We start from the raw sequence: 22,001 nt of genomic DNA, 5'->3' as shown, positions 1-22,001 counted from the left end.
ACAACGGAAATTTCATATGTTCGACAGTCAAATCGGAGGCGGAGACGCCCACTCCATACTGATCCGGGGTCATGATCTCGTCAATGAGTTGTTCTACCGCGACTTCATTGATGTGATTGCGCTGGAATTGTTGGGAGAGTTTCCGTCTCCCCAGCTAAAGCGCATGCTTAACCTCTTCCTGGTCAGTGCGACGGACCATGGCTTGACGCCGAGCGCCTTGTCCGCGCGGCTGACGCTGCACGGTGCGCCAGAAGCTATGCAGGGAGCGCTGGCTGCGGGGCTTTTAGGCGCAGGCAGTCGGTTTCTCGGAGTGATCGAGTATGCCGCCCGTTTTTTACGTGATGCACTTCCCAAACAGGAGAGCTATACCGACGAAGAATTGCGCCGCTATGCAGAAGAGTGTGTCAGGGCTAACAAGGCAGCCAAACGCAAGATCCCGGGGGTGGGGCATCCCATCCATGTCGATGGAGATCCGCGCTGCGAGAAGATGTTCGAGATCGCCAAGGAATGCGGCTACTACGGCAACTACTCGCGTTTCGCAGTCGAGCTGGCCTCAGCCACAGCGCGTTTGTCCGGACGCAAGGTACCTTTGAATGCCACTGGCGCCAAGGGGGCCATTGCGTTGGACATGGGGCTGACACCAGAGTTGGGCAAGGCGCTCACCATGATTGGTCGTTCTGTGGGATTGATGGCCCATATCATTGAGGAGCAGAAAAACCCGATTGGCCAGAAGGTCTGGGATATGGCTTCAGGAACAGCAGAGCACGGGTGAGGACGACACAGGCTTCGTTGGGCGGACTTGCGCATGTCCGCCACTGAAGTCTCTGTATCCAATTGCTTCTGACGGGCCAGGAGGGCTGCTGAAAAACGCCTTTGCAAATGCGGCTGGCGCATAGAGCGCTTCACGAAGATTGAACTTTTCCCCCTGAATGTGGAACCTACCCTGCGCGGGTACGTTTCAGCCCGTTCGGAAAAGAGTAGTCCTGTGAGTTCTTCCCCTTCGCCATCTTCCCGCTACAGCACCGTTGCCATTGCATTCCATTGGCTTTTGGCGCTGGCTCTGATAGGGGTCTTCTGTGTGGGGCTGTACATGACAGGACTGTCATTCTCGCCCGCTAAGCTCAAGCTCTTCAACTGGCATAAATGGGCTGGCGTGACCATTCTTTTTCTGACCGTGTTGCGCCTGCTTTGGCGGCTCACGCACCGCCCACCCCCGCTTCCTGAAACTATAGCGAACTCCATGCCGACGTGGCAGCGCATGGCGCACCATGGAACCCACTACCTGCTGTACGTGCTTTTTTTCGCCGTGCCGCTGATCGGATGGGCTTACAGCTCCGCGGCGGGGTTTCCCGTCGTTCTGTTCGGTGCATGGCCGCTTCCGGATCTGCTTTCCGTGGATAAGGCTTTCGCCGAGGCCATCAAGCCGTGGCATCGATTGGCCGCCTTCACATTGGCGGGCCTGGTGCTGCTGCATGTGGCGGCGGCGTTGAAGCACCACCTGATGGACCGCGACGGTCTATTGGCTCGCATCGGCTTGGGCAAGGCCAGCTAAGTGGCTCGAAGCGCTGCCTTCCAAGGTGGCCAATCACTGATTTCTTTATCGTTCTAAGGATGTAGATGTTGTTTCGTTCCCTGATTCCTGGCGCCATGTTGGCCTCCCTGGCCATGACGGTGGCAGCCCCCGCGATGGCGCAACAGGCATTGGTCCCTGCCGAGAGCAGCGTCCAATTCGTGAGCAAGCAGATGGGTGTGCCTGTAGAAGGGCACTTCCGCAAATTCAGCGCCCAAATCGCTTTCGACGCTGCCAAGCCAGATGCCGCCAAGATCAACTTGGCGATTGATACGGGAAGTGCCACGCTCGGTGTCAAAGAGACTGATGCCGAGATGCCTAAACCTGTTTGGTTCAACGTGCCGAAGTTCCCTCAGGCCACTTTCCAATCTAAAAGCGTCAAGTCGCTGGGTGGCGGCAAATTTGAAGTTCTGGGTCAACTGGCCATCAAGGGTGCGTCGCGAGACGTCACGGTGCCGGTTCAGCTTACCCAGTCTGGCGGCAAGACCACTGCCAGTGGTCAGTTCGAAATCAAACGTCTGGCCTACAAGATCGGTGAGCAGGAATGGGCCGACACGTCCATGGTGGCCGATGAAGTGCAAGTCAGGTTCAAGCTGGTCGTGACCGGCATTGGCAAGATCTGATCAGAACCCATCAGCTCCAGCGGCTTGAACGCTGGAGCTATTTTTTTGTAGTAACCATCATCTTGAAAGGATGAACTTCATGCGCCGATCCCTGACTTCTCTCGCTATCCTGGCTGCTGTTGGCGCCGTGTTGCCGGCACAGGCTGCCGACTACGTGACCGAGCCGACACATACCTCCGCGATATTCGAGATCACCCATTTCGGTGCTGGTATCAACCGGGCCCGTTTCGACAAGGAAGAGGGAAAAATCAAGTACGACCCAGTAGCCAAGACCGGCCAAGTGGAGTTGACCATTGATGCGTCTTCCATCTCCACCGGGGTACCACCGTTTGACGGCCATCTGAAAGGCGAGCAGATGTTCAACGTCGCCAAGTATCCGACCATCAAGTTCGTCAGCACCAAGTTCCACTTCGATGGCGACAAGGTCAGTCAGGTGGATGGCCAGCTCACCATCAAGGACAAGACACATCCCATCACGTTGAAGGCCACCCAATTCGCCTGCTATCAGAGCCCCATGGTCAAGCGTGAGGTCTGCGGTGGAAATTTCGAAGGCATGATTGACCGCACCCAATGGGGCATGGACTACGGTCTGAATATGGTGGCTGGCAAGGAAGTCAAGCTGATCGCCACAGTCGAAGCCATCAAACAGTAAGTTGACGCGCGTGAGGGGTTTTGCAGAGGCTCTCTAGGCTCCTCAGCGCGTGATGTTTTGTCCGAGGTCGGACCGGGCGGCGGGCGCTGACGTGGATCGACGAAACGGCGCCATCAGCAGGGCGGGCAGGGATTGGCTGTATGGATCGCGGCCAGTCTCCAGCCCTATCGTCAAGGTGCGCCCCTTGTCGGCAGCCACAGGTGAAGCGCTGCGGAACAGGCGGTCGAAAAGAGGGAAGACGGTGGCGTAGTTGCTGTCTGTCTGGACTCTATCCGCACTATGGTGGGTGCGGTGGAAAGCCGGCGTGACGATCAAGCCGCGCAAAATCTTGTCCAGCCACTGGGGCAGAGCCACGCTGCTATGGGAGAGGGTGCTGACCACCACCGCCGTGAGGCTGTAAGCCAATACGGCCCAAACAGGAGGCGCTAGTATCAGCAACACCGGCAGGGAGACCAGGGCAGCGATCACATTTTCAAGCGGATGATGCCGGTGCGTCGTGGTGGCGTCCAGCTCAAGGTCGCTGTGGTGCACCGAATGAAGCCGCCACAGCCAGTTCACATGGTGAGAGACCCGGTGCAAGGCATAGGCCGTGCCGTCCAGCATCAGGAAGGTGATGATCCACTGGGCCGCCACAGGCGTTCCAAGGGATGTCAACAGACCGTTCGAAGGCCCGATATGCAGGGCTTGGGAGGCTGTCAGAGCCACAGTGGAAGCGAGGACCGTAGCACCCAGCGCCAAAGCGGAAAGTGCCAGGTTGCTTGCCCAGCGCATAAGCGGAGCGGTTGCACCTTGATGAAGCGGCAAAACTACTTCCAGCAGCATCGCCAGACTCAAGGCGAAGATGACGGCCGCGAGATAGAGTTGCAGCATGCGCCTGCCGGATTTGAGTGTATTCAACCTCGCGCCGGGTCGGGGTGCGAGTCTCGATCAACCGATTTCAGTCAGGTGGGTGCGGCGTAGGTGAACCTGGTATCGCATTTGGCATTGGGCATGACGACTGTGCCCACTTTGCAACGCGGCCATTCGCTTGGTGGTGGGGTCAGCTCCGTCCAGCTCTTGGGCGTGATTGCCTTGATCTGCAATGGAACTCCGGATGTATTGGACAGCCGGGACCAATATGGCGCGTCCACGCTTCCGCCACCTGCGGACATCAAGTTGACCTCAGTGGGAGTTTCAACAATGGCTTCTGCCTTGCCAATCAGACCGTGCCCGGCCACTGTCGCAGCCAACGCGCCGCCAACCAGCGCGAGATTCGACAGAAGACGGCCATTGACTCGTCCTCTGAGTGCGCGGTAGGCCACTACGCTCACCAGCAGCGCAAGCAAGACCATGGTCCATTCACCCAGAGTGGGTACAGCGGTGCTCACAGGCGCTGGACCATACTCAATGACCGGAGGAGCGATGCCGGCCCAAACGGCTGAACTGGCAATGAGTAAAGTGGCTGCCACCACCGTGCGAGCGGCGTGAGTCTTTGGAAATCTGCTGGACATGTAACGTTCCCACCCTGTAAATATGTTCTACGGGTATTGTTGTTTGTTACTTTATGTCTGTCAATGTGACTTTAGTCACGGAATTTCTCTTGTCACGCAGCGTGCTCAGGGTGTAGGGTTCTTTTGAAGAGGGCCGGCTCTTCGACAGGTCAAATTGATTCGCTCGGCGCCAAACAGGGGGTGAACCTCTTCCTTGAGAGGCGCGACGCCATGAAAACGCAACCGGTCGACTCCGCCCCAAACGACCACGTCGCCATGAAAAAGCGGCACTCTCTCCGCACGGTCTGAGCGGGTGTGGCCGCCCCATAGGAAGACGGCAGGGATGCCCAGCGATACCGAAACAATGGGGGCTGAAAAGTCGACCTCATCTTTGTCCTGATGCAGCGACAACCGGGAACCGGGCCTGTAGCGGTTGATCAAGCAGGCGTCCGCATTAAAACTGCCAAAGCCTGCATGGGCAGCCGCTGCGCGAGCCAACTGCAAAATAGCGGCTGGAAGCGGGGGCCAGGGCAGGGAGCTTTCGGGGTCCAGCGCGCCGTAGCGGTATCCGTGGACATCGCTGGTCCAACCCAATGCACCACAATTGGTCAGTTGCACAGACATGCTTCGGCCGCCAGGCGTGATCATTGTTCGAAAAGGAGCTTGGGCAATGATGTCTTGCAACGCGGCATACACGGCTTGAAAATAAGGCAGCGCAAAGCCGTGAAGCACGGTGGCCTGTTGGCCGAGGCGCTTTTCCACGCCCACAAGCGGGTTGTCAAGATCGAACAGCGGGGCAGTGCTCATACGGGAGATGGCCAGAAGTGCAAAAGGCCGAACGTCATCGCCAGATAGCGCAGGAATTTTCCTGCAGCCATGTACGCGGTGCAGGCCGGCAAAGGCATCTTCAGCCAACCGGCCACGGCGCATAAGGGATCACCGATGATGGGCAAAAACGAGAGAAAGCAGGCCTTGGGGCCCAACTTCTCCAGCCATTGGAGCGCACGCAAGTGTGTGGGAGAGTGCCTGTATTTGTCGACCATCTTGTGTGCGCCCAGACCCATCCACCAGGACACCATGCCGCCCAGGGTGTTGCCCACTGTAGCCACGGTGATCGCGGGCCAGAGCAGATGGGGGTTCAGCTTGATAAGTCCGAACACTGCCGGCTCCGAACCCATGGGCAGGAGCGTGGCAGAAACAAACGACACCACGAATACAGTAGACAGGCCATATTCAGGCAGTGCCAGCGCGTTGAGAAGGGATTGCAGCCAGGCTTCCATTTGGCAGGCAAGTGTAGAGGGTGAAGCGCTGGTTGAAGTTACATATTCCGCAGCCGCGTATTTCAATTGCTGAAATTTTAAGCAGCTAGAATTGCGCTCCTGCCGATCCTTCTTTGTCCTTCCTTCCGCTCCCCTCCCAGCCCATGCAGATCGGTTCCTACGTCCTGCCCAACAATGTGTTTGTCGCGCCGATGGCAGGCGTGACGGATAGACCGTTCCGGCAACTGTGCCGTGGCTTCGGTGCCGGGTATGCCGTGAGTGAGATGGTGACTTCCCGCAAGGACCTCTGGCACACACTGAAGACCTCGCGGCGGGCCGATCACAGCGGTGAGCCAGGGCCCATTGCAGTTCAGATCGCCGGTACCGACGCAGCGATGATGGCGGAGGCTGCGGTCTACAACGTGGAGCGTGGGGCCCAGATCATTGACATCAATATGGGGTGTCCTGCCAAGAAGGTGTGCAATAAGTGGGCGGGTTCTGCGCTCATGCAGGATGAGCCTCTTGCGCTTGGAATCATCGAAGCGGTGGTCAATGCCTGTTCGCCGCACCGGGTTCCGGTGACGCTCAAAATGCGGACGGGCTGGTGTGCACGGGAAAAAAATGCGGTGCGCATTGCCCGCGCCGCAGAATCCCTGGGTGTCCAGATGATTACCGTCCATGGCAGGACGAGGGAGCAGGGCTACAAAGGACATGCAGAATACGAGACGATTGCCGCAGTCAAGGCTTCGGTGCAGGTGCCGGTGGTTGCCAACGGCGATATAGATTCCCCGTCCAAGGCCCGGGCTGTATTGGCCGAGACTGGCGCTGACGCTGTGATGGTGGGCCGTGCTGCGCAGGGCAGGCCTTGGATACTGCGGGAAATTGCGCACTTTCTGGCCACGGGCGAACTCCTGGCACCGCCGTTGGTGCTCGAAGTACGCAGAGCGCTGCTGACGCATCTGCAAGACCACTATTCGCTGTATGGCGAATACACAGGTGTTCGCTCGGCTCGCAAGCACATTGGCTGGATGGTGCGCGACATGGAGGGGGGCGACGAATTTCGCGCTGCCATCAATGAATTGGAGGATGCCGACGCCCAGTGGCGCGCGGTAAGTGATTACTTGCAGGTGCTGGCCGAGAGCCACGAACGCTGGCCCGGTTCAGCGCTCACAACGCCTGCCAACGAGGTGGAAACACCACGAGAACTATGAGCAAGAAGCATATAGAGGAATGTGTTCGCGAGAACCTGGAGGGGTATCTGCGCGATCTCGACGGTATTGAGCCCAATGGGCTGTATGACATGGTCATGAAGGTGGTGGAGCGACCCATGCTTGACGTCGTCATGCAACATGCCGAACACAACCAGTCGCGAGCGGCCGAGTGGTTGGGCATGAACCGCAATACGCTGCGCAAGAAACTGATGGAGCACAAGCTGATCTGACGGAAGGCGAGCCCACGCTCGCTAGACACCTCAAGCCGGTTCGCCGGCTTGCGTTTTTTTATCTTCTCTTTTGATGAGTCCAAGCATGAACGCCCTGATTTCCGTATCCGACAAAACCGGTGTCACCGAGTTCGCCACCGCGCTGTCAGCGCTGGGCATCAAGCTGTTGTCCACCGGCGGTACTGCCAAGTTGTTGGCGGATGCCGGCTTGCCGGTCACCGAGGTGGCAGAGGTCACGCGCTTTCCCGAAATGCTCGACGGCCGTGTCAAGACACTGCACCCAGCAGTCCATGGTGGCCTGCTGGCACGCCGTGATGTGCCCGAGCACATGAAGGCGCTCGAGGAGCACGGCATTGGCACCATCGATCTTCTGGTCGTCAATCTGTATCCCTTTGAAGCTACAGTGGCCAAGGATGGCTGCACATTGGCCGATGCCATCGAGAACATCGACATTGGCGGGCCCGCCATGGTTCGAAGCGCTGCCAAGAACTGGCGGCATGTGGCTGTGCTGACCGATGCCGGGCAGTATGAGGGTGTGCTGGCTGAGCTGCGTGCTGGTGAGGGCAGACTGAGCGACGCCACCCGTTTCGCCCTGGCCGCAGCCGCATTCAATCGCATCAGCGACTACGACGCCGCCATCAGCGACTATCTTTCGTCCATTGACTTCTCCTCGGCCTCGGATTCACAACCGCCCACGCGAGGAATCTTTCCTGCGCACAGCAATGGCCGTTTTGTGAAATTGCAGGACCTGCGCTACGGCGAGAACCCGCATCAGCATGCAGCTTTCTATCGGGATATGTATCCCGCGCCAGGCTCTCTGGTGACGGCAGAGCAGTTGCAAGGCAAAGAACTCAGCTACAACAATATCGCCGACGCCGACGCCGCCTGGGAATGTGTCAAGCAGTTCACCGCGCCGGCTTGCGTGATCGTCAAGCATGCCAATCCCTGTGGAGTGGCCGTGGGTGCAGATGCCCTTCAGGCCTACAGCAAGGCCTTTCAGACCGATCCCACCAGCGCCTTTGGCGGCATCATTGCCTTTAACGTGGCCGTGGACGAACAAGCTGCGCAGCAGGTGAGCAAGCAGTTCGTCGAAGTTCTGATGGCGCCCGAGTTCACCCCCGAAGCGCTGGCAGTATTCAAGGCCAAGGCCAACGTCCGGGTGCTGCGCATCTCCCTGGAAGGCGTTCAGCGAGATGGCAAGTCCGCCTGGGCGCGCGGCCTCAATGCCATGGATGTCAAACGCGTGGGCTCTGGCCTGCTCATGCAAACCTCAGACAACCACGAGTTGGCGCTGTCGGATCTGAAAGTCGTCACCCAGTTGAAACCCACGCCAGAGCAAATGGAAGATCTTCTGTTTGCCTGGAAGGTGGCTAAATTCGTCAAGAGCAATGCCATTGTCTTTTGCAAAGATGGCATGACCATGGGCGTAGGCGCTGGCCAGATGAGCCGACTGGATTCAGCACGCATTGCCAGCATCAAGGCCCAGCATGCGAGCTTGTCTCTGCAAGGCTCGGCAGTGGCCAGCGATGCCTTCTTCCCGTTCCGCGATGGCCTGGACGTGGTCATCGACCAGGGGGCAACCTGCGTCATCCAGCCTGGCGGTTCCATGCGTGATCAGGAAGTGATCGATGCGGCCAACGAGCGCGGTGTGGCTATGGTGTTCTCAGGCGTTCGCCACTTCAGGCATTGATTCGGGCATTGAACTGCTGATGGGCCCCCCTTGATCGCCGTCCCTGCTTAGTGGGCGCGGCGTCAAGGTGCGACTGTCTCCTGCCAGGTGCTACTTTGGCGCCATCTCGCGGAAAACGTCCCTCGCAGCCGCTACGGTTTCAGAGATGTCCGCGTCAGTATGCGCGGCGCTGACGAAGCCGGCTTCGTACAGCGCAGGCGCAAGGTAAACACCCCGATCCAGCAGGCCATGGAAAAGCTGATTGAACCGGGCTGAGTCGCTCTTCATGACCTGGGTGTAGTTGCTGGGCAGCTCAGGCAGAAGAAAAAAGCCGAACATGCCGCCTTCGCAATCAATTGAGAACGGCACCCCTTCAGCATCGGCTGCTGCTTTCAGACCGTCCACCAGAGAGCGGGTTTTTAGAGACAAATCTTCGAAAAACCCTGGCTTCTTGATTTCTCTCAGCGTGACCAGGCCACACGCGGTGGCGACCGGATTTCCACTAAGAGTACCCGCCTGGTACACAGACCCCAGCGGTGCCAGGTGTTCCATCACGGTGCGTTTGGCGCCGAATGCGGCCAGGGGCATGCCCCCGCCAATGACCTTGCCCATCACGGTGATGTCGGGCTCAAAGCCAGGGATGTGTTTCGCATACACGCTTTGGGCGCTGCCCAGTGCCACGCGGCAACCGGTCATGACCTCGTCATAGATAAGAAGCGCGCCGTGCTCGGTGCACAGCTCGCGGCAGCGACGGGTGAACTCCACCGTGGCGCGCACAAAATTCATGTTGCCAGCAATCGGCTCGATGATGAGGCCCGCGATCTCCTTGCCGTGCAGGGCGAAGGCTTCCTCCAATTGGGCGAGATTGTTGTATTCCAGTACCAGGGTGTGCTGCACGACCTCGGGGGGTACACCGGCGCTGGTGGGGTTGCCGAACGTGGCCAGACCGGAGCCAGCTTTGACCAGGAGCGCATCCGCGTGGCCGTGGTAGCAACCCTCGAACTTGATGATCTTGCTTCGGCCCGTGGCACCCCGTGCCAGGCGAATGGCGGTCATGCCTGCTTCCGTGCCTGAACTCACCAGGCGCACCATCTCCATCGAAGGCACCAGCGAAAGAATTTCTTCGGCGAGTTCGACTTCCCGTTCAGTGGGCGCACCGAATGAGAATCCTTCCGTGGCGGCTTTTTGCACGGCCTCCAGCACTGCGGGGTGGCCGTGGCCCAGGATCATGGGACCCCAGGAGCCGATGTAGTCGATGTAGCGCTGGTCATTGGCATCCCAAAAATACGCCCCTTGAGCGCGCTTGACAAAGCGTGGGGTGCCGCCAACCGCCTTGAAGGCACGCACGGGAGAGTTGACGCCGCCAGGAATGACTCGGCGTGCGCGCTCCATCAGGGCTTCATTGAGGTCAGTGCTTGGTTTCATTGAATGGGTCAGGAATATCGGGAGAAGAACCCGGCTCGCCAGGTTCTTCGGGAAAAGGGTCATCGGTTTCAGCCCAGAACAGGCGATCTGCCACGGCATGGCCCATGCCGGGGTGAAAGCCATGGTCAAGGGACTGATCCAGGTACTGAAGAGCCTCGGCTGTCGCCTCGTTGAGGTCGGAGCCCATGGCAAGCAGTGCGGCCAGCGCAGATGAAAGAATGTCGCCTGCTCCGACGAAGGACGCTTCGATGCGTTCGAAGGACTGGGACAGAAGCTCCTCTTGAGGCGAAGCCAGGACGTTGCCGATCTGGCCGCCGGGCAGCGCCAGGCCGGTTGCCAGCACGTAGGACACGCCATACTCGGCTGCGGCGCGTGCAAGGTCTGTCGTGCGGGAATAACGTTGGGTGGACGATTCCGGCAGCAGCCAGTGGCGCAAGGTGCTGTTGTTGCCTACCAACACTGCTGTCTGGGGCAACAGCAAGTCCCGAAAGGCGTCCAGGTAGGAGTCAATTTCGTGGTCGTCCCACCATGAGAGGTCTGGCATGTAAGCCACCAGTGGAACGCCTACATAGTCGGCTGCGAAGGCTGCGATCGCTGCCACGGCCTCGGTGCTGCCGGCGAAACCCACCTTGATCACTTGCAGGGGAACATCTTCGGCCACCAGGCGCGCCTGCTCAATCACAGCCGAGTCGTCCAGAGCGGCATGACCTATGGTTTCTCGCGAATCTCTCAGATAGGCGCCAGTCATCACAGGCAGCGCATGGGCACCTACTGAGGCGATGACCATGGCGTCGCTGGTCAATCCCCCCGCTCCGGTAGGATCGCTGGCATTGAAGCTCAGCACGCAGGGAAGAGTGACATCCTCAGAAGATTCATCAAGAGTGTCGCTATCTTGCGACGAGGTGACCACACCTGTTCCAATCATTGAGCGCAATTCAAGCCATCGGGTGACAAGTGCAACGCACCCGTCGATACAATCGATTGCATTCTATGCGAGTACCACATAAGCTGTAATGGAAACAAAAACCTGGATGTGTTTGATTTGCGGATGGCTTTACGACGAAGCCACCGGAGCGCCCGAAGACGGCATTGCCCCTGGTACGCCCTGGGAGCAGGTTCCTATGAACTGGACCTGTCCCGAATGTGGTGCCAGGAAGGAAGACTTCGAGATGGTGCAGATCTGAGTGATCCAACGGCGGCGCAGGATATTCCGAACAGGGTTCCCGGCCACCACAACCTGAGGAGAATGGGGTGGGTTTGAACGGATCAAGAAAGGTGTTGGTCATTGATGACAGCAACACCATAAGACGCAGCGCCGAGATCTTTCTCAAGCAGGGTGGGCACGAAGTCATGCTGGCTGAGGACGGCTTTGATGCGTTGGCCAAGGTCAATGACAACCATCCTGACCTGATCTTCTGCGACATCCTCATGCCGCGGCTGGACGGCTACCAGACCTGCGCCATCATCAAGCGCAACGAAAAATTTGCTTCAACGCCAGTGATCATGCTGTCATCAAGAGACGGCGTATTCGACAAGGCGCGTGGCCGCATGGTGGGTTCACAGGAGTATTTGACCAAACCATTCACCAAGGACCAACTGCTGCTGGCCGTGCAGCAGTTTGTCGCCCCTGACTGAAGGAAGCCACTTAATGCCCATTCGAAACTTGCTGTTGGTAGACGATTCCAAAACGGAGTTGATGTTCCTTGGAGATCTGCTCACCAAGGCCGGATTCAAGGTGACCACGGCCGAAAACGGTGAAGAAGCTCGCCAGCGCCTCGAAGAGGCGAAGCCGGACCTGATTCTGATGGACGTCGTGATGCCTGGGCAAAATGGATTCCAGTTGACGCGCAGCATCGCGCGGGATCCTCGGTTTGCAGACGTTCCCATCATCATGTGCACCAGCAAGAACCAGGAGACTGACCGCGTCTGGGGCATGCGGCAGGGCGCGCGTGACTACATCACCAAGCCCGTAGACGAGGCCGAACTCATCGCCAAGATCAAGGCGCTTGAGTGACCTGGGAAACCAGCGCACCACCGCTTTCTTCAGAACATCGCATGAACATTCGCAGTCCCGGCACCAGGGCCCTTGAAGGCGTTCACTTATCAAGTGAAGTCTGCATGCGTTCAGTCTGGACTTTTTCCGGCGCGTCCAGCGCCACCATCTAGCTCGGCCGGGTATGGCGACCAAACAGGCACTTCGTGAATTTCAGAACCGGCTGAACGAGCGCCTGCAATCGGCGCGTTCTTCTGGCGTTTCTGCCTCCTGGCTGGCGGTGGAGGCGGGCGAGTCGAAGTTGCTGTTCCCACTCAGCCATGCGGGCGAAATATTTACCTCTACCCAGGTCCGGTCTGTGCACTATGCACGCCCTTGGTTCCTTGGCGTTGCCAACCTCCGAGGCGGTCTGCTGGGGGTGGTAGACCTCTCTGCTTTCATGGGCAGGCAGCCGGCCCAGGCGTCTGTGCAAACAGAGCCAGATTCAGGCGCAGAACTTGCTGGGGGCCATGCCAGACTGGCGGTGCAGAGCGAGGCCATGGCTGCGCAAAGCCGCCTGGTGGCTCTGAACCCATTGCTTGAAGTCAACTGCGCGCTGCTGGTGGACCGGCTGCTGGGTTTGCGCACCACAGACGCATTCGCCACTTCTGCTTCGCCGCCAGAGGGGGCTCCGCGCTATTTTGGTCATATCTACACCGACTCCGCTGGAGTCGAATGGCAGGAAATCAACCTGCAAATCCTTTCGCAAGATCCAGATTTTCTGGATATTGGTGCGTAATACCTGCTTTCCGAAAGTCAATTCATGTCGCTTGCTGATCAACTTTCTAACTTGTTCAAGAAACGATCGCGAGATCCTCGCCCTGAAGGTGATGAGGTCGGAGAAGCTCCTTTTCGCTGGGGCGCAACAGGGGCCGCCGCTTTGGAGGCCAGCCCGGGCATGAGTTCTGAGCGTGCCGGTATGGAGTTCGCGTTCGACGACGACGAAGGCGATCAGGCTCTGTCCGTGCGTGAAGCGACAACCATCAAGGTTCCTCTGCTGGGCAGCAGAAGAATCGAAGAGCACCAGCGACTGCTGTCTGTCTTGCTGGCGGTGTCGCTGGTTGTGCTCGCCTTTGTCGTCTACCGGGGTGTATCGAAGTCGGACATCGAGACCCAGCAGGTGGGGGCCGTTGGGCAAGCGCTGGTGCAAGCGCAGCGTATGGCCAAATCGGTTTCGCAGTCCATCCTGGGCAATGCGCAGGCTTTCCCTGAGTTGAAGGAAAGTTCGGCCAAGCTGGTTGGGGACGTGCGTGGTTTGCGTTCGGGCAATGACACGGTTACCGCCTTGGGCAGTGAGTACGAGTCAGAACTGAACAGCATCGGGCAGTTGGTGGATAAAGCAGAAAAGAACACTGCACTTGTGTTGGCCCAGCAAAAGGTTCTGACCCAGGTCGGTAGTTCGCTGCGTTCCATCAGCCGCCAATCTTCCGACCTGCTGGAAATCGCAGAAACGGTGTCGTCGCTCAAACTGCAGCAGAACGCACCAGCTATCGAAGTGTCTGCCGCTGGCCAACTGGTCATGCTGACCCAACGCGTCGGCAAATCCGCCACTGAGTTCCTCACACCCGATGGCGTGAGTCCTGAAGCTGTGTTTCTTCTGGGCAAAGACCTGAATTCGTTCAAGGAAATCGCGGACGGCTTGCTGTCCGGGAATGCCGATCTGCGTCTCGCACCTGCAAGAGATGAGCAGGTTCGTGAGCGCCTCAGAGCGTTGCTCAAGGCCTACGAGGCGACCAAAGCCCAAGCCGATGGCATTTTGGGGAACCTTCAAGGCCTGGTCTCTGCACGTGAAGCCGAGAGCGCCATCGTTGCGGACAGCGAACCGCTTCGCAAAGCACTCGATGGTCTGCAGTCGCGCCTGTCGTCGGATTCAGGCATGAGCCTGCTCAGCCTGATCGCTCTGTTGGGTTCGGCGATTCTCGCAGTGCTGGCGGCTTTGGGCCTGGGATACGTCCAGCTGCTGGAAACCCAGCAGCGCCAACGGGTGGCGGATCACCATCGCCTGGCGGCAGAAAGTCAGGAGCAGGAAGCCAAGCGCGTGAATGACGCCAATCAGGCTGCCATTTTGCGTTTGATGAACGAGTTGCAAACGGTGGCGGAGGGCGATCTGACGCAGGAGGCCACGGTGACGGAAGACATTACCGGCGCCATTGCTGACTCGGTGAACTACACCGTGGAAGAGTTGCGCTCTCTGGTGGGCAACGTGCAGAGCACTGCGACCCGGGTGGCACAGACCACGTCACGGGTAGAAAACACCTCGGCAGAGCTGCTGGCTACGTCCACGGAGCAGCTCAGGGATATTCGCGAGACAGGGCAGTCGGTGCTTGATATGGCCGCTCGCATCAATGATGTGTCGGCGCAAGCCCAGGAATCTGCCTCGGTGGCGCGGCAATCGCTGCAAGCTGCGGAGTCAGGTCTGACGGCGGTGCACGATGCGATTGGCGGTATGAACGCCATCCGCGACCAGATCCAGGAAACTTCCAAGCGGATCAAGCGGCTGGGAGAATCGTCCCAGGAGATTGGGGAGATCACGGAACTGATCGCCGACATTACCGAGCAAACCAACGTCTTGGCGCTGAATGCGGCCATTCAGGCCGCCTCCGCCGGTGAAGCCGGGCGGGGCTTTTCTGTGGTGGCTGAAGAAGTCCAGCGGCTGGCGGAACGCTCTGGCGACGCCACTCGCCAGATTGCAGCGCTGGTGAAAGCCATTCAGACCGATACGCAAGATGCCGTAGCAGCTATGGAGCGCTCCACTCAGGGTGTGGTGCAAGGGGCCCGGTTGTCGGATAACGCCGGCACCGCTCTTTCGGAGATTGACCGCGTCTCGCGCCGCCTTGCCGAGCTGATTGAGCAGATTTCGGTGTCAGCTTCGAAAGAGGCCGCCCAGGCGAACGATGTGGCCAGCAATATTCAGCAGATTTTTGCGGTGACCGAACAAACCGGCGAAAGCACGCGCACGACAGCTGCTCAGGTGCGGGATTTGGCGCGCATGGCTGACGAATTGCGTCAATCCGTTGCACGGTTCAAGATCGGTTGATGTCTGGAGTGAATGTGATGACTCGTGGCGACGCCGTGGCGGATGTAGGAGATCTCGGCCCCTTAGCCTGGGTTCTGGAAGAGACTCGTCGATCGATCGAGGCATCAGCCAAGGCGCTCAAGCGTTTCGCGCGTGAAACCGAATCGGCTCGCGGCGTTGAGTTATCCAATGTAGATGCTGGCCAGCTGCGCGTGGCGCGCCAACAGATTCATCAGGTGGTGGGCGCGCTGGAGATGATCGGGCAGAGCGTGGCGGCACGCATGGTTCGTGGCATGGAAGGCGCTGTCCAGCAATTTGTGCTGCACCCTGAAAAATGCAGCGAGTCAGCCGCCCTCACGCTGGAGCGGGCTGGATTTGCGCTCATCGAGTATCTTGAGAGTCAACTGGGCGATCATCCACGCCCTGCGCTGGGTCTGTTTCCGCAGTTCCTGCAGGTGCAGCAGATGGCGGGCGCTGATCGCGTTCATCCGGCAGATCTTTGGAATGTCACTTGGCGCTGGGCAGAGCCAGCAGGGCCTGCTGCCGGGCAGAGCGTCTCGTACGGACTCGGAGTGCGTACGCAACTCGACCAGCGTGTGCTCAAGATCATGCGCGATGGTGAGCTGACATCCGCGTCCGAACTCAGCTTCATCTGCCTCGCACTGGCTGGTGGCGAGTCCGCCAGGCAACCGGCCATATTCTGGCGGCTCGCGGCAGGTTTCTTTGAAGCCATTGGCAAGTCGCTCATCTCCTTGGACGCCTACACCCGGCGGGCGGTCTCCCGGGTTCTGCTTCAGTACACATCGCTGGCGCGGGGCGAGCCCGCGGTGTCAGACAGGTTGGCGCTTGATTTGCTTTTTTTCTGCGCGCAGGCCCAGCCCCGTGCCAACGAGCCTGCGCCCATGCTGGAAGCCGTGCGCAAGGCGTGGGCTTTGGACACGCATGAGTCGGTGGCCTACGAAGAACCCATGTTCGGGCTTTTTGATCCGTCGGTGTTGGCTCAAGCCAGGCGGCGCGTCGAAGCAGTCAAGGAAAACTGGTCTGCCCTGGCGGGCGGGGATATGGCGCGGCTCAAGAGTTGTGTCGATCAATTCGGCTTGGCGGCTGAGTCACTCGTCAAACTGCACCACCGAGGCAAGCCACTCGCCGATGCACTGACTCAGGTGGCAGCCCATACAGCGCAGTCCAATCAGCCACCCAGTCCTGAGTTGGCCATGGAAACTGCCACGGCGATCTTGTTTCTGGAAGCTTCGTTTTCCGATTTCCAGCCGGCTGACCCCCAATTCACCAGCAGGATTCTGGCGCTGGCAGACCGGCTGACCGTCGTTACCCTGGGAGGTCGGCCGCAGGCGCTCGAGCCTTGGATGGAGGAGCTTTACCGCGGCTTCAGCGAACGCCAGACCATGGGAACGGTGATCGGAGAGCTGCGTGTCACGCTTGGTGAAGCGGAGCAACACCTTGACCGTTTTTTCCGTCAGCCTGCAGACTTGACGACGCTGGATGCAGTGCCTGGTCTCATGTCGCAGATGCGTGGCGTTCTTTCCGTCTTGGGTCTGGAGCAAGCGGCTTTGGCGGTCGGCCATATGCGGACCACCATAGAAAGTCTGCTTACCGGGCAGATCAGCGTGGATCAAGCGCGCAACGACGGGACATTCGAGAGATTTGGCAACAGTCTCGGTGCCTTGGGCTTCCTGATAGATATGCTGGCGTATCAGCCAGTGCTCGCCAAGAAGCTGTTTGCCTACGACTCATCGACTGGAGAACTCTGTCCCCTGATGGAGCGCACTCCGGGGGACCCGGTCTCTGTAGGGCCCGTGGGGCCTGCCGCGTGGACGGTCGACATGGGCGGACTGGATTTCGATATCGGAAGCGATATCGATCCCCTCAGCCCGGATGAGTTTCAGGACGCAACCAAGCCAGGTCCACTGGTTCCGGTGGAGGACGCGCCGATCCAGTCTTTGCTCGCCCCGCTCGAGCAACTGGCGATCACAGCCGCCCTGGACGAAAAGCCCGCGCTGGCCCAGGCAGCCACGCAAGCAGCGGAAGCTGTGCGCGAACAAGACGAAGAGGCCCTCTCAGGTGCTCTTGCACATCTGGACACGATTTCAAGGCCCGCGGAGCCAGTGCGCGATGCCGAACCACCTTCTGCACGGTGGGATGACGAGGACGACGAAGGCGATTTGCTCGACATCTTCCTGGAAGAGGCCAGGGAAGTTGTCCTTGCAGGAACCAATGCGTTGGGCGAGCTGGGAGTTGCCCCTGCGGATATGGTGCAGCAGACGATCTTGCGCCGCGCCTTCCATACACTCAAAGGCAGCTCCCGCATGGTGGGTTTGACCCAGTTCGGCGACGCCGCGTGGTCCATGGAGCAACTGCTCAATTCGTGGTTGGCGGAGTACAAACCGGTCACTCAGGATCTGCGGGAATTTGCTGGCGAAGCCCTGCAGGCATTGGGCCGCTGGGTGGAAGATATTGCGGCGAAGAACGATGAACATTGGGAGGCAGCCCCCTTCAGCCTGGCCGCGGATGCCATGCGCACCGAAGGCCAGCGCTTGCCGCTATTGATAGATGCAGGCAGCGAAGAATCTGCTCAAGTGCCCGAGCAAGACGGCGAGAAGGGCGAAGAGGGCGGCGTGCTGGTCCTTGACCTCAGCGTTGAACCTGAAGAGCCGAGCAGCGCGGCAGATGAACCCGCTGGCCAGTCAGAAAGTCTCGCCTCTGCAACAGAAGATGTTACCGGTTCATCAGTAGAGTTCATCAGCCCTGAAGAGCCTTCAGATCTGCTGGACCTGGACCTTGAAGCGTTCGAGCAAGCCCCCAGGGAATTCGTTGAGGCGGCCAGCTTTGAGAGTGTGCAGGACGCTGAAATGTCAGCCGTTGCGCCTTCCGAGGCGACGATGCTCGATTTCCTCGACCTGCCCAGTCTCGAGCTTGAAACACCTTCGCAACCAGACCAGAGCGCCGCAGGATCTCACGCGGAAGATGCTCTTTTGGCGGATGATCTGGGAGCGCAAGGAATCGAGCTGGAATGGGTCGAGGCAGACCGCGTCGAGGCTGACCGTATCGAAGCTGAAAGTGTCGAAACCGCCTCTTCGGATGCAGTGCAGGGCTCGCAGGATTTCACGCTGGAATGGGACTTGTCAGAAGAAGTCACTTCCGATGCCAGCACGGACGCCAGCGCTGATTTCAGCGCGGACTCCGAGGCGCCATCATTGTCCTCAGCAGCGCCTGACCTGACTGAAGTAGCGAGAGACGCTGAACTCTCGCAGGCCCAGCCAGAGGCGCCAAATGAACCAGAATCGCAGGAGGCCGAAGATACTGCTGAGGCTCAGGAGCCTCGGGAAGCCGTGGCGTTCGCTGCTTTGGCTTCATTGGAGTTGCCGGACCTGGAGCTGGACGCTCCCGCCCTTGCACATGAGCCGGAGCCCGTGGCTTCGAGCAGTGAGGTCAAGCACATCGGAGCGCTGCGCATCAGCATTCCGCTGTACAACGTCTATCTGAACGAGGCCGATGAGTGGTCAAGAGTGCTGCTCAACGAGCTTTCCGAGTGGTCTCTGGAGCTACAGCGGCCTGTTCCTGAAGCCGCTATTTCCAGTGCGCATTCGTTGGCTGGCAGCTCGGCCACTGTTGGGTTCACAGATCTTTCCGCTCTGGCGCGTGCCGTCGAGCATGCCCTGCAGCGCCTGCATGGACAAAGTGCGGGCACTCCCCAGCAGGCGCAAGTCCTGGTGGATGCCTCGGAAGAAATCCGGCGCTTGCTCCACCAGTTCGCAGCGGGGATCTTGAAAGAGCCTCTCACCTCCGTTCTTGACGCGGTGCAGAATCTGGAGCCCGTGGATTCGGACGGACAGGCGCCACCTTCGGACTCCGACTTCGGCACGTTGGGGCAGCCAAACACCACGGCGTTCAAGGAAGCCCAAGGCACGATAGAAGAGGGGGTATGGCGGGCCGCCGAAAAACCGGTGCCCGCTGTACCCCTGCCTAGCCCAGTCACCATTGATGATGCGCCGGTTCATGCCATCGCCGACCTCATTGATGTCGTGGACACGGTGGATGAGGATCTGCTGCCGATTTTCCTTGAAGAAGCCGAGGAACTGCTGCCTCAGATGAGCACCGCGCTGCGCCGTTGGATATCCCATCCGGACGACCTGGACGCACGTGCTCAGGTATTGCGGGGTCTCCACACCCTCAAAGGCAGCTCAAGGTTGGCAGGTGCCATGCGCTTGGGCGAAATGGCTCATAGAACAGAATCTGCCATTGAGCTGCTGGGCACCGGGACGCTTGCCAGCGCCGATCTCGAGCCCATGCTGGATCACCTCGACGAATTGCAGTCGGGCTTGCAGAGGCTTCAATCGTGGGAAGCCAGCGCTGCGCTTGCTGCCTTGGCTACCAAGCCAGAGCCGGCGGCAGCCCCAGAAAGCCCTGTGGCAGAAATCGCTCCGGAGAAGCTTGTTGTGCCTAGGGGCCACGTGGCCTTGCCTGCCGAGCTTTCCCTGGTCAACTCGCGCGCAGCCGCCAGCCAGATGGTGCGGGTGCGCTCGCAGTTGCTGGACCGACTGGTCACCGAGGCAGGCGAAGTCATCACCTCGCGCACACGCCTTGAATCCGAAATCAAGCAGGTTCGGGGCTTGCTGACCGACCTGACGGGCAACATGGAACGCCTGCGCGTGCAGTTGCGCGATGTCGAGCTTCAGGCTGAAACGCAGATGCAGTCGCGTCTGGCGCTCTCGCGAGACGCGCAGCAGAACTTTGATCCGCTGGAATTCGACCGTTTCACCCGGATGCAGGAATTGACGCGGATGATGGCTGAATCGGTGAACGATATCGGCACAGTCCAGCGCAGTCTGCAACTGACCGTAGAGGCCAGTGAAGACAACCTGGCAGCCCAGGCACGATTGTCCAGGGAATTGCAAAGGGATCTGCTGCGGACGCGAATGGTCGAGTTTGAGGCCATATCCGAGCGGTTGTACCGGACTGTTCGCCAGGCCTCGAAAGAAACCGGAAAGCGGGTCCGACTGGAGATCACCGGTGGCTCGATCGAGATGGACCGGGGCATTCTCGAACGCATGGCCTCCGCCTTCGAACATCTGCTGCGCAACTGTGTGGTGCACGGCATTGAACGAGCCGAGCTTCGTGCAGAGCGGGGCAAATCAGCAGAAGGCCTGGTTTCCATCGTGGTCCAGCAGGCTGGAAACGATGTGTCGGTCGAGTTCCGCGACGATGGCGGAGGCTTCGATCTGGATCGCATTCGGGCGCGCGCCATCGAAGTAGGCCTTGTCACTTCTGATCAGCCCTTGACTGAAGCTGAATCTGCCGATTTGATTTTTGGCGCGGGATTCAGTACCGCTTCCCAGGTGACCGAACTGGCCGGCCGAGGCATTGGCCTGGACGTTGTGCGTTCTGAGATCCAGGCGCTGGGCGGACGCATTGAAACCACCTCTCAAAAGGGTGCCGGAAGCTCTTTCAAACTGGTGATGCCGCTGACGACTGCGGTGACCCATGTGGTCATGCTCCGTGCCGGCAGTCTGGTGGTGGGAGTGCCTTCGAACCTGGTCGAAATCGTCCAGCGAGCCAGCGTGAATGCGCTGCAGCAAGCTTACGATGCAGGCGAACATGTCCACGGTGACAAAACCTTGCCGTTTTTCTGGCTGGGTGCATTGCTGCAGAATTCCCGAAGGGGGACGCCGTCTCCTGACAAGCAGGCGTCCGTCGTCATCTTGCGAAGCGCTGAGCAGCGCATAGCGCTGCACGTGGATGAGGTGCTGAACAACCAGGAAGTGGTTGTGAAGAACCTTGGCCCGCAACTCTCGCGTTTGCCGGGTCTGGTGGCCATCACGGCTTTGGCCTCGGGTTCCGTCGTCCTGATCTACAACCCGGTGGCCTTGGCCACGGTTTACGGGGATCAGGCTCGGGCGCTCACTGCGTCGACAGAAGAGGCCGTTGCAGCAGGGGGTGGGCTGGATGTCTCTGCTGATCGGGATCGGCGCGAAGAAGCCCCGCTGGTCCTGGTGGTCGACGATTCGATCACGGTTCGCCGCGTGACGCAGCGCATGCTCCTGCGGGAAGGCTATCGGGTTGCCTTGGCAGCCGACGGCCTCCAGGGGCTCGAGCGGCTGCAGATCGAGCGCCCCAGCGTCGTGCTGTCGGACATCGAGATGCCTCGCATGGATGGGTTTGACTTTGTGCGAAACATACGTGCTGACGAACAGCTGCGTGATCTGCCCATCATCATGATCACCTCGCGCATTGCGGAGAAGCATCGCGAGCATGCGCGGGAGCTGGGTGTTAATCATTACCTTGGCAAGCCTTATTCGGAAGAGGAGTTGTTGCGGTTGGTGGGGAGTTATGCGCGCAGTGCTGCTGGGGAGACGTCGCAGCCTGCGTGACCGTTGCTGCACGCGTGCCAAGGGGCCTCGTTCCTCTTGGCAGACCCAAGCGTGGCAGCTCTCTCCCTCTAAGGAGAGGGTAGGGGGGGCCGGCCAACCGGTGAGGGCAGCGGCGGTTGATTCAGCGCTTGCGTTGTTAATCACCTCCTGCTGTTCTCTTGAGGTCGGAGGCCGGGGAGTGCGCCCGGCAGCGCACCTACTTCTTCTTTGCTCCGCCACCGGATGGCCGGCCCAAGAAAAGTAGGCAAAAGAAAGGCGGCCCCAAGTCCGTGCCTATGCCGGCCGCGACCCTTCACTTCGCTACGGGCAACCTCCGGTGCTCATGCCCAAGGCGGTGCGGCAGAACTCGCGGCGTTCGCTTCGCTCTCTCTGCTCAAACAGCTGCCGCAAGCTAGTTCACGAAGCAAGAGCATCTTGCAGTGCTCTTGCCCGCCTTGGGCACTGCGCTCCTCGGCACGG

19 protein-coding genes are annotated in these 22,001 nt (G+C 59.5%); 13 read left to right on the top strand and 6 right to left on the bottom strand.

Annotation, left to right across the window (positions count from 1 at the left end; genetic code table 11):
• Positions 1-16 precede the first annotated feature (16 nt).
• The 4 genes from ABIE13_RS20775 (at position 17) to ABIE13_RS20760 (ending at position 2,845) form a co-directional block, all read left to right on the top strand.
• Positions 17-772, top strand: a complete 756-nt coding sequence (locus ABIE13_RS20775; RefSeq protein WP_354446951.1) for a citryl-CoA lyase — start codon at positions 17-19, stop codon at positions 770-772.
• Positions 773-985: 213 nt separating this feature from the next.
• Positions 986-1,552, top strand: a complete 567-nt coding sequence (locus ABIE13_RS20770) for a cytochrome b (protein ID WP_354446949.1) — start codon at positions 986-988, stop codon at positions 1,550-1,552.
• A gap of 65 nt (positions 1,553-1,617) precedes the next feature.
• A complete protein-coding gene (locus ABIE13_RS20765; protein WP_354446947.1) occupies positions 1,618-2,193 on the top strand; it encodes a YceI family protein in 576 nt (191 codons plus the stop codon).
• A gap of 79 nt (positions 2,194-2,272) precedes the next feature.
• Positions 2,273-2,845: a YceI family protein gene (locus ABIE13_RS20760; protein ID WP_354446945.1), complete on the top strand. Its 573-nt coding sequence runs from the start codon at positions 2,273-2,275 to the stop codon at positions 2,843-2,845.
• Positions 2,846-2,887: 42 nt separating this feature from the next.
• Here ABIE13_RS20760 and ABIE13_RS20755 read toward each other — a convergent pair whose 3' ends face one another.
• The 4 genes from ABIE13_RS20755 to ABIE13_RS20740 form a co-directional block, all read right to left on the bottom strand.
• Complete coding sequence (locus ABIE13_RS20755; RefSeq protein ID WP_354446943.1) at positions 2,888-3,742, bottom strand: sterol desaturase family protein; 855 nt, start codon at positions 3,740-3,742, stop codon at positions 2,888-2,890.
• Between the two features lie 44 nt (positions 3,743-3,786).
• Entirely contained in the window at positions 3,787-4,335 is a 549-nt protein-coding gene (locus ABIE13_RS20750; protein WP_354446941.1) for a midcut-by-XrtH protein, read from the bottom strand.
• 105 nt (positions 4,336-4,440) lie between these two features.
• On the bottom strand, positions 4,441-5,121 hold the full coding sequence (gene alkB, locus ABIE13_RS20745; RefSeq protein ID WP_354446939.1) for a DNA oxidative demethylase AlkB: 681 nt from the start codon (positions 5,119-5,121) through the stop codon (positions 4,441-4,443).
• The gene (locus ABIE13_RS20740; RefSeq protein WP_354446937.1) at positions 5,118-5,594 is read right to left on the bottom strand and encodes a YqaA family protein; all 477 of its coding nucleotides are present in this window, start codon (positions 5,592-5,594) and stop codon (positions 5,118-5,120) included. The genes alkB and ABIE13_RS20740 overlap by 4 nt, the downstream gene beginning before the upstream one ends.
• A gap of 143 nt (positions 5,595-5,737) precedes the next feature.
• On the opposite strand from ABIE13_RS20740, the gene dusB reads away from it, so the two are divergent.
• From dusB to purH, 3 genes are all read left to right on the top strand, one after another.
• The gene (gene dusB, locus ABIE13_RS20735; protein WP_354446936.1) at positions 5,738-6,784 is read left to right on the top strand and encodes a tRNA dihydrouridine synthase DusB; all 1,047 of its coding nucleotides are present in this window, start codon (positions 5,738-5,740) and stop codon (positions 6,782-6,784) included.
• Entirely contained in the window at positions 6,781-7,014 is a 234-nt protein-coding gene (locus ABIE13_RS20730) for a Fis family transcriptional regulator (RefSeq protein ID WP_354446934.1), read from the top strand. Before dusB ends, ABIE13_RS20730 begins: the two co-directional genes overlap by 4 nt.
• An 85-nt stretch (positions 7,015-7,099) precedes the next feature.
• The gene (gene purH / locus ABIE13_RS20725) at positions 7,100-8,704 is read left to right on the top strand and encodes a bifunctional phosphoribosylaminoimidazolecarboxamide formyltransferase/IMP cyclohydrolase (RefSeq protein ID WP_354446933.1); all 1,605 of its coding nucleotides are present in this window, start codon (positions 7,100-7,102) and stop codon (positions 8,702-8,704) included.
• 90 nt (positions 8,705-8,794) lie between these two features.
• On the opposite strand, the gene hemL is transcribed toward purH, so the two are convergent.
• Both hemL and thiD read right to left on the bottom strand, forming a co-directional pair.
• The gene (hemL, locus tag ABIE13_RS20720) at positions 8,795-10,108 is read right to left on the bottom strand and encodes a glutamate-1-semialdehyde 2,1-aminomutase (RefSeq protein WP_354446931.1); all 1,314 of its coding nucleotides are present in this window, start codon (positions 10,106-10,108) and stop codon (positions 8,795-8,797) included.
• Positions 10,092-11,033: a bifunctional hydroxymethylpyrimidine kinase/phosphomethylpyrimidine kinase gene (gene thiD / locus ABIE13_RS20715; RefSeq protein ID WP_354446929.1), complete on the bottom strand. Its 942-nt coding sequence runs from the start codon at positions 11,031-11,033 to the stop codon at positions 10,092-10,094. The genes hemL and thiD overlap by 17 nt, the downstream gene beginning before the upstream one ends.
• An 88-nt stretch (positions 11,034-11,121) precedes the next feature.
• On the opposite strand from thiD, the gene ABIE13_RS20710 reads away from it, so the two are divergent.
• From ABIE13_RS20710 to ABIE13_RS20685, 6 genes are all read left to right on the top strand, one after another.
• Positions 11,122-11,292 (top strand): rubredoxin, encoded by a 171-nt coding sequence (locus tag ABIE13_RS20710; protein ID WP_354446928.1) that lies wholly within the window; start codon positions 11,122-11,124, stop codon positions 11,290-11,292.
• A 67-nt stretch (positions 11,293-11,359) separates the two neighbouring features.
• A complete protein-coding gene (locus tag ABIE13_RS20705; RefSeq protein ID WP_354446926.1) occupies positions 11,360-11,743 on the top strand; it encodes a response regulator in 384 nt (127 codons plus the stop codon).
• Between the two features lie 13 nt (positions 11,744-11,756).
• Complete coding sequence (locus tag ABIE13_RS20700) at positions 11,757-12,122, top strand: response regulator (RefSeq protein ID WP_354446924.1); 366 nt, start codon at positions 11,757-11,759, stop codon at positions 12,120-12,122.
• 163 nt (positions 12,123-12,285) lie between these two features.
• Positions 12,286-12,879, top strand: coding sequence for a chemotaxis protein CheW (locus ABIE13_RS20695; protein ID WP_354446923.1), 594 nt, complete (start codon positions 12,286-12,288; stop codon positions 12,877-12,879).
• 24 nt (positions 12,880-12,903) lie between these two features.
• On the top strand, positions 12,904-15,177 hold the full coding sequence (locus tag ABIE13_RS20690; RefSeq protein ID WP_354446922.1) for a methyl-accepting chemotaxis protein: 2,274 nt from the start codon (positions 12,904-12,906) through the stop codon (positions 15,175-15,177).
• Positions 15,178-15,194: 17 nt separating this feature from the next.
• Positions 15,195-21,542: an Hpt domain-containing protein gene (locus tag ABIE13_RS20685; RefSeq protein WP_354446921.1), complete on the top strand. Its 6,348-nt coding sequence runs from the start codon at positions 15,195-15,197 to the stop codon at positions 21,540-21,542.
• The last annotated feature ends 459 nt before the right edge of the window (positions 21,543-22,001 follow it).

This window comes from Ottowia thiooxydans, assembly GCF_040548795.1.
In the GTDB taxonomy this organism is placed as follows: Bacteria; Pseudomonadota; Gammaproteobacteria; order Burkholderiales; family Burkholderiaceae_C; genus Ottowia; species Ottowia thiooxydans_A.
Note: the sequence above shows the minus strand (reverse complement) of the source record. Positions and strands in the feature narration are given on the sequence as shown.